Here is a 13,992-nt window from a genome sequence, read left to right on the forward strand (position 1 = left end):
ACTGATCATCGTGAAAAAGTTGACGGAGTCAATTATCTATTGGAACATGTCATGTATCCCAGAGCAAAGCACGGCCCATCGATCTGATCGAATCCTCCCTTCCAACCGGTTGCCTTCGTTCGATCCCGCGCCAGACTCTATGCAAGGGAGTGAGCCATGAACGAGCGAAGAAGAGCGGTGCAAGCGCGCGTGCACGGCAAGGTGCAAGGCGTCGGCTACAGGATCTGGGCGCGAGACGAAGCAGCAGGGCTTGGGCTGGTGGGCTGGGTGCGCAATGAAAGAGACGGCTCGGTAACGGCATGGCTTGCCGGCGCCGATCCGGCGGTTTCAGCCATGATCGAACGACTTCGGCAAGGCCCGCAGGGCGCTTCAGTCTCACGGATCGATGTCGAGGAGATTGAGGCCTGGACCGCGCCCGGAGACTTCAGGATCGTCGCATAGGCGCGGGCGCGTCACGTGAACTCATCAGGCACGCTTGAATTAATTGAACGTTCGTTTTATTATCTCCGCATTCACGAGGCGATCATGGCGCGCACCACAGGGTCCGACGGCGAACGAACCGAAGCGGCAGTCCGCGAAGCGGCGGTCAACCTGATCGCCCGCTATGGCTATGAAGCGATGTCGATGCGCCAGCTGGCGGCCGAGGTCGGCGTCCAAGCGGCCGCGCTTTACCGCTATTTCCCTACCAAGGAAGACCTCCTGTTCACGCTGATGCGTGAGCACATGGAAGGGCTTCGCGAGGCCTGGGAACATGCCAGACCAACCGGCGCCGATCCGGCGGAGCAGCTTGCGGCCTATGTGCGCAACCACATCGCCTTCCACATCGAGCGCCGGCACGCCACGCATGTGTCGAACATGGAATTGCGCAGCCTGTCGCCCGACAGGCTGACACAGATCCTGCGCATGCGCACAGCCTACGAAAAGGAACTGCGCAGCATCCTGCGCGACGGCGCCGAGACCGGCGTCTTCGAGATCGAGGACACCGGCCTGACGGCCATGGCGCTGATCCAGATGATGACCGGCGTCATCGTCTGGTTCCGGCCCGGCGAACGGCTGTCGGTCCCTGAAGTAACGGCGACATATCTTTCAATGACAATGCGGCTCGTCGGCGCGAAGATCGCTGACAGCGCCGCGCGTCCATCGGACGCGCAAAGGACGCTGTCCCACTTTAATTTTCGCGCATGATCCTTTCCGAAAATCGAAGTCGATTTTCGGGGTCATGCGCCACGGAGGAGAAACATGTACACGAACACGCTCAGCTTCGGGCATGACGAGGACATCGAGGCGCTGCGCGACCTGGTGCGCCGCTTCGCCCAGGACAGGATCGCGCCGATCGCCGGCGACATCGATCGCGACAACGAATTTCCAGCGCATCTGTGGCGGGAGCTCGGCGCGCTCGGCCTGCTCGGTATCACCGCCGATCCCGATTTCGGTGGCAGCGGCATGGGCTATCTCGCCCATGTGATTGCGGTGGAAGAGATTTCCCGCGCCTCGGCTTCGGTCGGTCTCTCCTACGGCGCTCACTCCAACCTCTGCGTCAACCAGATCAACCGCTGGGCGACGCCGGCGCAGAAGGAAAAATTCTTGCCGCCGCTGTGCTCGGGCGAACGCGTCGGCGCGCTGGCGATGTCGGAATCCGGCGCTGGCTCCGACGTCGTCTCGCTCAAGCTGCGCGCCGAAAAGCGCAATGACCGCTATGTGCTCAACGGCACCAAGATGTGGATCACCAACGGGCCGGACGCCGATACGCTGGTCGTCTATGCCAAGACCGATCCGGAGCGGAAATCGCGCGGCATCACTGCCTTCATCGTCGAGAAGACGATGACGGGATTCTCCGTGGCGCAGAAACTCGACAAGCTCGGCATGCGCGGCTCCAACACCGGCGAGTTGGTTTTTTCGGATGTCGAGGTGCCGTTCGACAATGTTCTGCATGAGGAAGGACGCGGCGTCGAGGTGCTGATGTCAGGTCTCGATTATGAGCGCACGGTGCTCGCCGGCGGCCCGATCGGTCTGATGGCGGCGTGCCTCGACGTGGCGATCCCTTACGTCCACGAGCGCAAGCAGTTCGGCCAGCCGATCGGCGAGTTCCAGCTGGTGCAAGGCAAGCTGGCCGACATGTATACGGTGATGAACGCAGCTCGCGCTTATGTCTATGCCGTCGCCGCCGCTTGCGATCGCGGCAAGACCACCCGCAAGGACGCCGCCGGCTGCGTGCTGTTTGCCGCCGAGAAGGCGACGCAGATGGCGCTCGACGCCCTCCAACTGCTGGGCGGCAATGGCTATATCAACGACTATCCGACCGGCAGGCTGCTGCGCGACGCCAAACTCTATGAGATCGGCGCCGGCACCAGCGAAATCCGCCGCTGGCTGATCGGCCGCGAGATCATGGCGGAGGGAGTGTAGCATGGCTACGCTGCAAACCCAGATCTCGCCTTCCTCCGACACCTTTCGCGCCAATGCCGAACGCATGCGCGCACTGGTCGCCGACATCGCCGAAAAAGCCGCGACCGTCGAGCGCGGTGGCTCGGAGGAGGCACGCGAGCGCCACGTCTCGCGTGGCAAGCTGTTGCCGCGTGAACGCCTCGCCCAATTGCTCGACACCGGCTCGCCCTTCCTCGAGATCGGCCAGTTCGCGGCGTGGTCGATGTATGGCGAGGAGATTTCGTCGGCCGGCATGATCGCCGGCATCGGCCGTGTCGAAGGCACCGAGGTGATGGTCGTCGTCAACGATGCCACGGTGAAGGGCGGCACCTACTATCCGCTGACGGTGAAAAAGCACCTGCGCGCACAGGAGATCGCGCTGCAGAACAATCTGCCCTGCATCTATCTGGTCGACAGCGGTGGCGCCAATCTGCCCAATCAGGACGAGGTGTTTCCGGACCGGGAGCATTTCGGCCGCATCTTCTACAACCAGGCCAACATGTCGGCTGCCGGCATCCCGCAGATCGCCTGCGTCATGGGTTCCTGCACGGCGGGTGGGGCCTATGTGCCGGCGATGTCGGACGAGACGATCATGGTGCGCAACCAGGCGACCATCTTCCTCGGCGGCCCGCCGCTGGTGAAGGCGGCCACCGGTGAAGACGTCAGCGCCGAGGATCTGGGCGGCGCGGACGTGCATACGCGGCTTTCCGGCGTCGCCGACCACTATGCGATGGACGACGACCATGCGCTCGCCATCTGCCGTCGCATCGTCAAAAACCTGAATCGGAACAAGACCGTAAGCCTGAGCTTACAGAAATCGATTCCGCCACTTCATCCGGCAGACGAACTCTACGGCATCGTGCCCACGGATCTGCGTCAGCCGTATGATGCGCGCGAGGTGATCGCGCGCCTTGTCGACGGTTCCGAGTTCGACGAGTTCAAGCAGAACTACGGCACCACGCTGATCACCGGCTTTGCCCATCTCCATGGCATGCCGGTCGGCATCATCGCCAACAATGGCGTGCTGTTTTCCGAAAGCGCGCTGAAGGGCGCGCACTTCATCGAGCTGTGCTGCCAGCGCAAGATCCCGCTTGTCTTTCTGCAGAACATCACCGGCTTCATGGTCGGCCGGAAATACGAGGCAGGCGGCATCGCCAAGGACGGCGCCAAGCTGGTGATGGCGGTTGCCACCGCCAGGGTGCCGAAGGTGACCGTGATCATCGGCGGTTCGTTCGGCGCCGGCAATTACGGCATGTGCGGCCGCGCCTATTCCCCACGCTTCCTGTGGATGTGGCCGAACGCGCGCATCTCGGTGATGGGCGGTGAGCAGGCAGCAACCGTGCTTGCCATGGTCAAGCGCGAAGGCATCGAGCGCAAAGGGGGCGAATGGAGCGCCGAGGAGGAAGCAAAATTCAAGAAGCCTATCCTGATGAAATACGAGCATGAGGGCCATCCTCTCTACTCGTCCGCCCGCCTCTGGGATGACGGCATCATCGATCCGGCGAAGACGCGCGAGGTGCTGGCGCTCAGCCTGTCCGCCGCGCTCAATGCCGAAATCGAGGACACACGCTTCGGCGTGTTCAGGATGTGAGATGAGCAAGGCGCTGGACAGGATCCGCATCCACACCGGCGACATCACGAAGCTGGATGTCGACGCCATTGTCAATGCCGCCAATTCGTCGCTGCTCGGCGGCGGCGGGGTCGATGGCGCCATCCATCGCGCGGCGGGCCGCGAGCTCGAATTCGAATGCCGGATGCTGCACGGATGCAAGGTCGGCGACGCGAAGATCACCAAAGGTTATAAACTGCCGGCTCGACACATCATCCACACGGTCGGACCCGTCTGGCAGGGCGGCGGCAAGGGCGAAGCCGAACTGTTGGCCTCCTGCTATCGCAGGTCGCTGGAACTCGCGGCCGCCAATGGCTGCCGCACAGTGGCGTTTCCAGCGATCTCGACCGGTGTTTACCGTTACCCGAAAGATGCGGCGACCGAGATCGCTGTCGGCACGGTCGGCATGGTCGTCGAAGAGAAAAACATGCCCGAAACCGTCATCTTCTGCTGCTTCGACGAGCATACGGCACAACTATACCAGCGAACCGTTGCTGCGCTCCGGAAAGGCTGAACTGTATGGACCAACCGATTCATCAGCACAGGCAAACCAAAATTCCCACCAACGAACTGGCGGTGAGGCAAAACATTCGCTACTGCTTGTCCTGCTCAGTGCAAAGGGGACAGGGTGGAAATGAAACTGGAATATTATCGGGAGACGTCTGTCTCGATATTTGCAGGACTACTAATATTCGCAACAGCTGGCGCCGCGACGGCGGGCTCGCTGGCGGGCAGCAAGGGAGACGTGCGTTTTCCGCCGACCCTAGGCACGGGCGAATGCAACGTTGCCTACAAGGCCTATGTCGCGGCGAGCGGTCATTCAGCCTACGCCACGACCTTCTATTCGCGCGTGGTCGACCTCTACATCATCTGCGGGACGAAGCTCAACGCGCCATCCCAGAAGGCCGCGGAAGAGATGGCGCTGCGCAACTGCCAAGCTGGGTTGACACGATGGAAGCTCAAGACCGCGAGCGGCGGCTGTGCGATCTCGTCATCGAAGTAGGCAACCAGCCGAGACTTTTTTCCGAATGGGGTGAACAGAATGAAATCCGGAACCTGCAAACGAGCAGCGACCTCGATAGTCGCAGGCTTGCTGATGGTGGCGACCCCCAGCGCCGCCATGGCTGGATCGCTGGCGGGAAGCAAGGGCGACGTGCGCTACCCGATAACCATCCCTATAGGAACCACCGGAGGCTGCGAGAAGATCTATGCAGCGTATCTCGCAGCCTCGGGCCATTCGGCCTTTGCGGCGACGCCAATCGTTCCGGCGAGCGAGTATTTCATTTGCGGCGTGAAGCTGAACGCACCGTCACAGAAGGCGGCCGAGGACCTAGCGCTGAAATCCTGCCAGGCCAGCAAAGGCAAATACAAGGTGACGGTCGCCGGCGCCTGCAGTCTCGCCGCCTCCAAATAGGCTGGAAGGCGCGCGGTTTTTCGATTTGGGAGAGACAAAATGAAATCCACGAATTCCAGGCGAACAGCCATGGCGATACTGGCCGGGTTGTTGTTGATCGCCTCGTCCGGCTTCGGCATGGCCGCGTCGTTGGCGGGCAGCGAGGGGGACAAGCGTTTCCCACCGAATTTGGGCGTCTCGAAGTCGCCATGCGCCAAGGCGTACAAGGCCTATGTTGCGGCCAGTGGCCATTCCGCTTATGCCACCACCCCATATTCAAGGGTGGTTTCATTGTACATCCTATGCGGTGCGCAGCTGAATGCGCCGTCGCAAAAGGTGGCGGAAGGGTTGGCGATGAAATCCTGCGCGGCCACGCGCGCGCACTACAAGGTGACGAACGGCGGCGCCTGCGAGATCGCCGCTTCGAAGTAGGCCGGCGCCTGCCTGAATGGCGCCGCCCGAGACAGACCCGGGAGGCTCCATGTTTAGCAAGATCCTGATTGCCAATCGGGGCGAGATCGCCTGCCGTGTCATCCGCACGGCCCGCAAGCTCGGCGTGCACACCGTCGCCGTCTATTCGGACGCCGACGCGAAATCTCTGCATGTCGAGATGGCCGACGAGGCTGTTCATATCGGCCCCTCGCCTGTCGGCGAAAGTTATCTGCGCGGCGACAAGATCGTCGCGGCGGCGCTCGCGACCGGGGCGCTAGCCATCCATCCGGGTTATGGCTTCCTGTCGGAAAATCCTGATTTCGTCGACCAGGTGGTGGCGGCAGGGCTCACCTTCATCGGGCCGTCTGCGGCCTCGATCCGCGCCATGGGACTGAAGGACGCCGCCAAGCGGCTGATGGAGAAGGCCGGTGTGCCGGTGGTGCCGGGCTATCATGGTGAGGCACAGGAGATCGTCCTGCTCGCGTCCAAGGCACGCGAGATCGGCTACCCCGTACTGATCAAGGCGCGCGCCGGCGGCGGCGGCAAGGGCATGCGCCGCGTCGAGCATCCCGACGATTTCTCCGAGGCACTGTCCAGCGCCCGGCGCGAAGCAAAAGCCGCCTTCGGCGACGACCGCGTTCTGGTCGAAAAATACGTCGACAAGCCGCGGCACATCGAAGTGCAGGTGTTCGGCGACAATTTCGGCAATGCGGTGCATCTCTACGAACGCGACTGCTCGGCGCAGCGCCGCCACCAGAAGGTGATCGAGGAAGCGCCCGCCCCCGGCATGACGCCGGCTTTGCGCAAGGCAATGACGGAAGCGGCGGTGAAGGCCGCCAAGGCGATCAATTATTCCGGCGCCGGCACCATCGAGTTCATCGTCGATGCCTCGCAAGGCCTCAAGGCCGACCGCTTCTGGTTCATGGAAATGAACACCCGCCTGCAGGTCGAGCATCCGGTCACCGAAATGGTCACCGGCACCGATCTGGTCGAGTGGCAGTTGCGGGTTGCGTCTGGCGAAAAGCTGCCGAAGACGCAAAGCGAGATCGCGCTTGCCGGCCATGCCTTCGAGGCACGCATCTATGCGGAGGACGCGGCAAGGGATTCCTGCCGGCAACGGGCACGCTGCATCATCTGAAGTTTCCCGAGCCCGACGCGGCGGCGCTGCGTATCGAGACCGGCGTGCGGGCCGGCGATGCCATCTCGCCCTATTACGATCCGATGATCGCCAAGCTGATCGTCCATGCAGAGGACAGGCAAGCGGCGCTGGCAGCTCTCGGCGCAGCACTGGCGCAAACCGAGGTCGCCGGCTCGATCGTCAACACCGCCTTTCTTGCCGCCCTTGCCGCCGATCCCGACTTTTGTGCTGGTGACGTCGACACCGGCCTGATCGGCAGACATCAGGCGGCGCTGACCGAGGTCGCGCCGCCGACTGCTGAAATCGTCGCGGCTGCCGCCCTTGCCGCCTCCGGGGCGGAAGCTTTGCCGCCATCGAACGACCCATGGTCTTCGCTTTCCGGCTACGCGCATTTCCACGGCGTCGCGCGGCGCACGCGGCTAAAGTTCGGCGAGGCCGATATACTGGCAAAGGTGTCGGTGCGGCCGGACGGGCGCTTCCAGGTGGCGCTCGAGGCGCCCTATGACAAAGCCAATGCACATGATTTTCGCGCCGTTCCTCGCCTCGCCCGCTGGCCGGGCCACGTCACCGCGTTCGAAGGCGCCGTCGGTTATACATTCGCGGTGCCGGACCCCTTGGCCAGGAGCGACGACGCGGCGGCCGCCTCCGGCAGCCTGCGCGCGCCGATGCCCGGCCTGGTCAAGCTGGTGCGCGTGGGGAAGGGCGATGCGGTCATCAAAGGGCAATCGCTTCTGATCCTCGAAGCGATGAAGATGGAGCACACGATCGCTGCCCCGCATGACGGGGTCATTGCCGAAATCGCCATTGAAGGTGCACAGGTCACCGACGGGACCGTGCTGGTGCGGTTCGTCGAGGAACAAGCTTCGACCGCCGCAACTGGCTGACAACCGGAACTGCATCCTGGATCACAAAGAAAAATGGCCGGGACGAACCCGGCCATTTATTTAACCGCCAGAGCGATTACTGCGCGATCGGCGCGTACTTGCCGTCATGCCACTGGTTGATGTCGTAGCTGGCATTCTTGAGGTCGCCCTTCTCGTCGAAGGTGACGTCGCCGACGACAGTGCTGATCGGCGTACCGTTCTTCAGCGCCTCGGCAACCTTGGCCGGATCGTCGCTGCCGGCGCGCTTGATGCCTTCGGCGAAAGCCTGGACCACGGCGTAGGAGAACAGCGTGAAGCCTTCCGGCACGAAGCCACCGGCCTTGATCTTCTCGACAGCGGCCTTGGCTTCCGGCTTTGCCTGCGGGTCCGACGGGAACACGAACATGGTGCCCTCGCCAGCCGGGCCGGCAACCTGCCAGAATTCCGGCGAGGCGATGGAGTCCGGCATGATCAGCTGGAACTTGAGGTTCTGTTCCGCCGACTGACGCAGGATCAGGCCGGCTTCAGGATGGTAGCCACCGAAATAGACGACGTCGGCCTTGAGATCCTTGAGCTTGGTCACGAGCGCCGAATAGTCCTTCTCGCCGGGGTTGATGGCGTCATAGTAGACTTCCTTGAGGCCGCCGGCGTTCATGGTGGCCCTGACGGCGTCAGCCACGCCCTGACCGTAGGCGCTCTTGTCGTGCAGGACGACGACGTTCTTGCCGGCATACTTCGTGGCGATCCACGGGCCGATGAAGGCGCCCTGTGCGTCGTCACGCGTATAGAGACGCATGATTGTCGGCCAGCCGGCCTTGGCCGCCGCGTCGGTCAGCACCGGGTTCGAGGAAGCCGGGCTCATCATCAGCGCGCCGGATTCGGCATAGACAGCCGAGGCCGGAATGCTCGAGCCCGAGCAGGCATGACCGTCGATGAACTTGACGCCATTGGCGACGATGCGGTTGGCGACCGAAACAGCCTGCTTCGGATCGCACTGGTCGTCCTCGATGTCGAGCTTGATCATCGAGCCGTTGACGCCGCCTGCGGCGTTGATGGCATCGGCGGCGGCCTGTGCGCCCTGCTTGAACTGATCGCCGATGGTGGCGAGCTGTCCGGTCATCGGGCCGACCACCGAAACGGTGATGTCGTCGGCGAATGCGACCGGCGCACTCATCATCAGGCCGAAAATGGCCGCGCTCAAAATACTCATTTTTTTCATGACAATAGAACTCCTCCACTCACGCGCGGCCGCCCCGGCCGCGCTTCTTCTTAGAGAGGCGGGACAATTTCATCCTTCATTGGGCCTGTCTAGGCGCATCGGCACCGCTCGATTGGGCCTGCGAGGCCTCCTCCACGCAAAAAAGCCACGCCAGCCTTGTTCCGGCTGATCGTGGCTTTTTTTGCCTGTCGGGCCGTTTCCCCAGCGCCCCCGCGCCGCGAACCCCAACGTCGCCTTCCCTGTCTTCCTGCCGACCATGGGCTTTCCCGATTTTCGGGATCATGGCCCGTCGCACGGCCTGGACCTGCCGGCCTGCCGCATTCTTATTGTTGATGGCCTGTGGCCTGGCTGTCTACGCAGCCTTATCCCTGTTTTGGCCCGACCGTCTTGGAGCGGTCTTGGCCGGAGCGTCCCCGTCTGGCGGAACTCAGTGCATGGTCATCCATTCGCGGGCTTCGCGCAGCGCCTTGGCGATCTCGACCTTCGACATGGCGGCCGACAGTTCAGAGCGCAGTTCCGCGGCGCGGGCCGAGCCCTTGATGGCGGCGATGTTGAACCATTTGTGGGCAGCAACGACGTCGGTCTCGCAGTCGCGGCCGGTCGCATACATCATGCCCAGTTCGAAAAGAATGTCGGCCTGGGCAGTTGCCCCCATGGCGCCGAAACCTGCTTCAAGCATTTCAAAACGTGCCATTTTAGTCCCCTGTCTGGCTCCCGAGAGCTGCCTCCGTTTGTCTTGTCCGGGCTGCTCTTTCGATGCTTTCGAGAATGCCGATCAGGCTTGAATCCGTCGTTAAATAGCGTGCTTAATTTGAAGAAAACAAAGCTAAAACAAGAGGTAAACGGGAAAATTCGTTAAGGATAAGAAGCCAGCAATTCAGCCTATTTGCATCGAATTTGACGAAAATCTTCGACTGCCAAATCAACACTCCGCTAACCACGGAAACCAAAGGCACTGCGCCGATCGTTTCACTTCCTCGCCGCCGAGGCGCATCCGGGCACCTTGAAAATACGAAACTCTTCCGTTGCGGCACGACTTTTGTTTTGCCGGGAGCTGGATTAGCTTACGTTTGCGTAAGCGGCAGACCGGCGAGGCGGAGAATTCGGCCGGCTATCCAAAGGGAGCAAGACATGTTTCGAAAAGTGAGCCTGGCTCTTGCAGCCACATTGATCATGGCGGGTGCGGCGTGGGCCGATCCGATCGAGGGCAACTGGAAGACGCAAGCCGGCGACACCGCCGCCATTTCAGGCAGCGGCTCGTTTTCCATCACGCTCAAATCAGGAAAATATGCCGGCAAGACCATCGGCTCGCTGAAAGCGACCGGCGACGACAAATATGCCGGCAACATCACTGATCCGGCGAACGACAAGACCTATTCCGGCAAGGCGACATTGTCGGGCACCTCGCTGAAGATGAGCGGTTGCGTGCTCGGCGGACTGATCTGCAAGAGCCAGACCTGGCACAAGCTCTGATCGACCCTATCCTTATTCTTCTGACATGATGACGGGGCCTGGCGGGCCCCGTTTTCGTTTCACCGGCACGTCTAAAGCGCGTCGCGTTGAAACGGATTCATGCGACGCGCTTTAGATCTTTTCTTTATGCATGTCGTCTTCCCAAAACCGAGGTCACTTTTGGGCGACGCCATTGCCTCGCTTCCGGTCGCCGCGCAGCCAGCGGCTGCCCGCTCGGATCCCGTCAATCAAATTGAACCGCAGATGAACGCCGGCATCAGAGCCGGTTCAGAGGCGTTGGGGCATTCTCACCCGTGTTGAAGGAGACACGACCCAATGCTTGCTCGCCGCTTCACCATCGTCTGCCTGCTGATGAGCCTGTTTGGGATGTTCTTCGCCATCCTCGTCGCAGAAGCCGGCCGTCCTGCCCGCGCCTGGGACAAAGCCAGTTCCTGCCAATTCGATTGCGTGAACCATTTTCGCCGCTGAGGCGACAAAGACGCAGATCCAAAGAGAAGAGCAAAAGCCATGAACCGCATCGCCGCCAATACCCTACAGACCCTTCGGCTTCTGCCGCGTGCGCTGCTTGTCCTGATGCTTCTGGCCGCTCCGGTTCTAGCGGTGCCGATGATGCGCGCCGATACCGGCTCGACGATCGAGGCGCCGGCCCTGAAGCAGTCCGGCGTGGGTTTCGTCCTACTGGTCAGCCTGCAGCGGGGATAAAGAAAATTGGCGCTTTGGGCGCCTTCGACAGCGACACCCCTCCCAACCGCCCGTCCAAGTCTCTATATTGAGCCATGGAAAAGCGAATCTACCCCCAAGCAATCGAATCTGTCGTCATGCCCGAGCCTTTTGGCCGGCAAAGCTTTGACAAAGCCGAAAAAGCAGTCGCCGCACTGCAGGTCCTCTACGACCGCAACACCAAGTTCCTGCGCGACTCCTTTGCCGCGCTTGCAGCGGCGGGCGGCGACAACGGCAAACGCTACCGCGCCTTCTATCCCGAGATCGGCGTCACCACGAATTCGTTCACCCAGATCGACTCGCGTCAGGCCTATGGCCACATGCCGACACCGGGGCATTTTTCGACCACGATCACCCAGCCGGCTCTGTTTGAGAGCTATCTGGTCGAGCAGTTGCGCCTGATCATGCGCAATCACGGGGTCGCGGTCACCGTGTCGGAATCGACCACACCCATCCCGCTGCATTTCGCCTTCCTCGAGGGCACCCATGTCGACGGGGCGGCGGCCGAACGCATCAAACGACCGATCCGCGACCTGTTCGATGTGCCCGACCTCGACGGCACCGACGACCAGATCGCCAACGGCACATTCGAAGTGCCATTCGGCGAGCCGAGGCCGCTGGCGCCGTTCACGGCGCAGCGCATCGACTATTCCCTGCACCGCCTGTCGCACTACACCGCGACCACACCGCAGCACTTCCAGAACTTCGTGCTGTTCACCAACTACCAGTTCTATATCGACGAGTTCGTGGCCCGCGCCCGGGTGCAGATGGCGGAAGGCGGCCACGGCTATGCCGAATTCGTTGAACCAGGCAATGTGATCACCAAGGCCGGGCAGAGCACGCCCGGCGAAGGCGTTGGACCACAGCGCCTGCCGCAGATGCCGGCCTATCACCTGAAGAAGCCGAACCATGGCGGCATCACCATGGTCAACATCGGCGTCGGCCCTTCGAACGCCAAGACGATCACCGACCATATCGCGGTGCTGAGGCCGCATGCCTGGGTGATGCTTGGCCATTGCGCCGGGCTGCGCAACACGCAGGCGCTTGGCGACTATGTGCTGGCGCACGCCTATGTGCGCGAGGATCACGTGCTCGACGACGACCTTCCGGTCTGGGTGCCGATCCCGCCGCTGGCCGAGATCCAGGTCGCGTTGCAGGAGGCTGTTGCCGAGGTTACCGGCCTGTCGGGTTACGACCTGAAGCGCATCATGCGCACGGGCACGGTCGCCACCATCGACAACCGCAACTGGGAGTTGCGCGACCAGCGCGGACCGGTGCAGCGCCTGTCGCAGTCGCGCGCTATCGCGCTCGACATGGAATCGGCGACGATCGCCGCCAATGGTTTCCGCTTCCGCGTGCCCTACGGCACGCTGCTGTGCGTTTCCGACAAGCCACTGCATGGCGAGTTGAAACTGCCTGGCATGGCGACCGAGTTCTACAAGCGGCAAGTGGCGCAGCATCTGACCATCGGCATCAGGGCGATGGAGAAGCTGGCCGAGATGCCGATGGAGCGGCTGCATTCGCGTAAGCTCCGGAGTTTTTCGGAGACGGCGTTCCAATAGGCGGCCGCGAGCCCGCGGCGAGGCAATTCGTCGTCTTGCTCAGGCCGCAATTTGACCGGTAAGCAGATCGAACGCAGGCGGCATCCAGCAGACACGACCTCAATGATAACAGGCGCGCGCTTGAAAATGACGGCTGGGTTGGCATTCCTGGCGATGACGGCACTGTCGGCCGCGCTGTTGGCCGGGTTCTTCGGCACGCTGCATCCGGCGTTCGACTCCTTCTCGCATTTCCGCATTCACTTCAGTGTGCTTATGGCGCTTCTGGCTCTGTCGCTGCTCGCCAGCTCGTTTCGGCTGCAAGCGGCAGCGGGGCTGGTCTTTGCCATCGCCTGCCTGGCCACAACGGCAAGCGCCTTGCCGAGGCTTTGGCCGCAGCCTGCGGTTGCCAAGCCCGCCGATCAGGCTGTCTACAGCCTGCTGCAAATGAACCTGCGCTTCAACAACCCGACACCGAAGAAAGTGCTCTCGCTGATCGGCCGCACCAATCCCGACGTGATCACCCTCGACGAGGTGTCGGAGATGTGGACGACCGAGCTTGGCACCATCACCAGCGCCTACCCCTACCGTATCCTGTGCCCCTACCCGAACGGCATGTTCGGGGTGGCGCTGCTGTCGCGGCGGCCGTTCGCCGCCGACACCGCGCCGCGTTGTGAGCCGCGCGGCGCGATGGCAACCGCCACCATCGACTTCGGCGGCATCAGCGTCGATGTCGCCGCGATCCATTTGAGCTGGCCGTGGCCGAAGGAGCAATACTGGCAGATCGGCGAACTGGCGCAAACACTGGCCGGGCTTGGCCCGACCGCGATCATGGCCGGCGATTGCAACGCCGTGCCGTGGAGCGCGGCAGTGCGGCGGGTCGCGGCTCTCGGCGGGCTGACACTCATGCCTTCGGCCGGCCCGACCTGGATCCACCGGACACTGCCGGACGTCCTGCGCCGCTATGCAGGCCTGCCGATCGACCAGGTCTTCACCAAGGGTGGATTGGCCATTCTGTCTTCGACCCGGCTGGAGGACACCGGTTCCGACCATCTGCCGGTGCTGGTCGAGTTCACGCTAAGGCCCGACGACAAGCAGCCTGAGAATGGGCACGCCACAGCGCTGGCGGCGAGCGATTTGCTGGCCAAGCCATACGGCTGACCGTCAATCGAGCGAAGGCCCCCCG

The 13,992-nt window shown here is 62.4% G+C and carries 15 protein-coding genes and 1 pseudogene; 14 read left to right on the forward strand and 2 right to left on the reverse strand.

Features of this window, described 5'->3' with window-relative positions:
- Positions 1-156 precede the first annotated feature (156 nt).
- From AC56QX_RS28370 to AC56QX_RS28410, 9 genes and pseudogenes are all read left to right on the forward strand, one after another.
- Positions 157-441 carry an acylphosphatase gene (locus AC56QX_RS28370; RefSeq protein ID WP_497111782.1) on the forward strand — a complete coding sequence of 95 codons (285 nt, stop codon included), beginning with the start codon at positions 157-159 and terminating at the stop codon, positions 439-441.
- A gap of 84 nt (positions 442-525) precedes the next feature.
- Positions 526-1,185, forward strand: coding sequence for a TetR/AcrR family transcriptional regulator (locus tag AC56QX_RS28375; RefSeq protein WP_497111783.1), 660 nt, complete (start codon positions 526-528; stop codon positions 1,183-1,185).
- A gap of 54 nt (positions 1,186-1,239) precedes the next feature.
- Positions 1,240-2,403: an isovaleryl-CoA dehydrogenase gene (locus AC56QX_RS28380; protein ID WP_497111784.1), complete on the forward strand. Its 1,164-nt coding sequence runs from the start codon at positions 1,240-1,242 to the stop codon at positions 2,401-2,403.
- Position 2,404: 1 nt separating this feature from the next.
- Entirely contained in the window at positions 2,405-4,012 is a 1,608-nt protein-coding gene (locus tag AC56QX_RS28385) for a carboxyl transferase domain-containing protein (RefSeq protein WP_497111785.1), read from the forward strand.
- Between the two features lies 1 nt (position 4,013).
- The gene (locus AC56QX_RS28390) at positions 4,014-4,544 is read left to right on the forward strand and encodes an O-acetyl-ADP-ribose deacetylase (protein ID WP_497111786.1); all 531 of its coding nucleotides are present in this window, start codon (positions 4,014-4,016) and stop codon (positions 4,542-4,544) included.
- Between the two features lie 120 nt (positions 4,545-4,664).
- Positions 4,665-5,033, forward strand: a complete 369-nt coding sequence (locus AC56QX_RS28395; RefSeq protein ID WP_497111787.1) for a hypothetical protein — start codon at positions 4,665-4,667, stop codon at positions 5,031-5,033.
- Between the two features lie 39 nt (positions 5,034-5,072).
- Positions 5,073-5,444 carry a hypothetical protein gene (locus AC56QX_RS28400; RefSeq protein ID WP_497111788.1) on the forward strand — a complete coding sequence of 124 codons (372 nt, stop codon included), beginning with the start codon at positions 5,073-5,075 and terminating at the stop codon, positions 5,442-5,444.
- Between the two features lie 69 nt (positions 5,445-5,513).
- Positions 5,514-5,855 carry a hypothetical protein gene (locus AC56QX_RS28405; RefSeq protein ID WP_497111789.1) on the forward strand — a complete coding sequence of 114 codons (342 nt, stop codon included), beginning with the start codon at positions 5,514-5,516 and terminating at the stop codon, positions 5,853-5,855.
- Positions 5,856-5,904: 49 nt separating this feature from the next.
- Positions 5,905-7,877: pseudogene (locus AC56QX_RS28410) on the forward strand (acetyl/propionyl/methylcrotonyl-CoA carboxylase subunit alpha).
- Between the two features lie 76 nt (positions 7,878-7,953).
- Here the strand turns inward: AC56QX_RS28410 and AC56QX_RS28415 are convergent.
- Together AC56QX_RS28415 and AC56QX_RS28420 are read right to left on the reverse strand one after the other, a co-directional pair.
- On the reverse strand, positions 7,954-9,075 hold the full coding sequence (locus AC56QX_RS28415; RefSeq protein WP_497111790.1) for an ABC transporter substrate-binding protein: 1,122 nt from the start codon (positions 9,073-9,075) through the stop codon (positions 7,954-7,956).
- Positions 9,076-9,502: 427 nt separating this feature from the next.
- Complete coding sequence (locus AC56QX_RS28420) at positions 9,503-9,769, reverse strand: SEL1-like repeat protein (protein ID WP_010915070.1); 267 nt, start codon at positions 9,767-9,769, stop codon at positions 9,503-9,505.
- Between the two features lie 437 nt (positions 9,770-10,206).
- On the opposite strand from AC56QX_RS28420, the gene AC56QX_RS28425 reads away from it, so the two are divergent.
- The 5 genes from AC56QX_RS28425 to AC56QX_RS28445 all read left to right on the forward strand — a co-directional run bounded on the left by AC56QX_RS28425 (position 10,207) and on the right by AC56QX_RS28445 (position 13,967).
- Complete coding sequence (locus AC56QX_RS28425; RefSeq protein WP_497111791.1) at positions 10,207-10,548, forward strand: DUF2147 domain-containing protein; 342 nt, start codon at positions 10,207-10,209, stop codon at positions 10,546-10,548.
- A gap of 315 nt (positions 10,549-10,863) precedes the next feature.
- Positions 10,864-11,016, forward strand: coding sequence for a hypothetical protein (locus AC56QX_RS28430; protein WP_202596399.1), 153 nt, complete (start codon positions 10,864-10,866; stop codon positions 11,014-11,016).
- A 39-nt stretch (positions 11,017-11,055) separates the two neighbouring features.
- Entirely contained in the window at positions 11,056-11,250 is a 195-nt protein-coding gene (locus AC56QX_RS28435) for a hypothetical protein (protein WP_497111792.1), read from the forward strand.
- A 116-nt stretch (positions 11,251-11,366) separates the two neighbouring features.
- Positions 11,367-12,830 carry an AMP nucleosidase gene (locus AC56QX_RS28440; protein WP_497111793.1) on the forward strand — a complete coding sequence of 488 codons (1,464 nt, stop codon included), beginning with the start codon at positions 11,367-11,369 and terminating at the stop codon, positions 12,828-12,830.
- 126 nt (positions 12,831-12,956) lie between these two features.
- Positions 12,957-13,967 carry an endonuclease/exonuclease/phosphatase family protein gene (locus tag AC56QX_RS28445; protein WP_497111794.1) on the forward strand — a complete coding sequence of 337 codons (1,011 nt, stop codon included), beginning with the start codon at positions 12,957-12,959 and terminating at the stop codon, positions 13,965-13,967.
- Positions 13,968-13,992 lie beyond the last annotated feature (25 nt).

The sequence above is a fragment of the Mesorhizobium sp. RCAM 06353 genome, assembly GCF_059683585.1.

Excerpts from the sequence above, each read along its gene's own strand:
- AC56QX_RS28435 (WP_497111792.1), top strand. The coding sequence starts at position 11,056 with ATGAACCGCATCGCCGCCAATACCCTACAGACCCTTCGGCTTCTGCCG.
- AC56QX_RS28445 (WP_497111794.1), top strand. The coding sequence starts at position 12,957 with ATGACGGCTGGGTTGGCATTCCTGGCGATGACGGCACTGTCGGCCGCG.
- AC56QX_RS28375 (WP_497111783.1), top strand. The coding sequence starts at position 526 with ATGGCGCGCACCACAGGGTCCGACGGCGAACGAACCGAAGCGGCAGTC.
- AC56QX_RS28380 (WP_497111784.1), top strand. The coding sequence starts at position 1,240 with ATGTACACGAACACGCTCAGCTTCGGGCATGACGAGGACATCGAGGCG.
- AC56QX_RS28395 (WP_497111787.1), top strand. The coding sequence starts at position 4,665 with ATGAAACTGGAATATTATCGGGAGACGTCTGTCTCGATATTTGCAGGA.
- AC56QX_RS28430 (WP_202596399.1), top strand. The coding sequence starts at position 10,864 with ATGCTTGCTCGCCGCTTCACCATCGTCTGCCTGCTGATGAGCCTGTTT.
- AC56QX_RS28425 (WP_497111791.1), top strand. The coding sequence starts at position 10,207 with ATGTTTCGAAAAGTGAGCCTGGCTCTTGCAGCCACATTGATCATGGCG.
- AC56QX_RS28400 (WP_497111788.1), top strand. The coding sequence starts at position 5,073 with ATGAAATCCGGAACCTGCAAACGAGCAGCGACCTCGATAGTCGCAGGC.
- AC56QX_RS28370 (WP_497111782.1), top strand. The coding sequence starts at position 157 with ATGAACGAGCGAAGAAGAGCGGTGCAAGCGCGCGTGCACGGCAAGGTG.
- AC56QX_RS28440 (WP_497111793.1), top strand. The coding sequence starts at position 11,367 with ATGCCCGAGCCTTTTGGCCGGCAAAGCTTTGACAAAGCCGAAAAAGCA.
- AC56QX_RS28385 (WP_497111785.1), top strand. The coding sequence starts at position 2,405 with ATGGCTACGCTGCAAACCCAGATCTCGCCTTCCTCCGACACCTTTCGC.
- AC56QX_RS28420 (WP_010915070.1), bottom strand. The coding sequence starts at position 9,769 with ATGGCACGTTTTGAAATGCTTGAAGCAGGTTTCGGCGCCATGGGGGCA.
- AC56QX_RS28405 (WP_497111789.1), top strand. The coding sequence starts at position 5,514 with ATGGCGATACTGGCCGGGTTGTTGTTGATCGCCTCGTCCGGCTTCGGC.
- AC56QX_RS28390 (WP_497111786.1), top strand. The coding sequence starts at position 4,014 with ATGAGCAAGGCGCTGGACAGGATCCGCATCCACACCGGCGACATCACG.
- AC56QX_RS28415 (WP_497111790.1), bottom strand. The coding sequence starts at position 9,075 with ATGAAAAAAATGAGTATTTTGAGCGCGGCCATTTTCGGCCTGATGATG.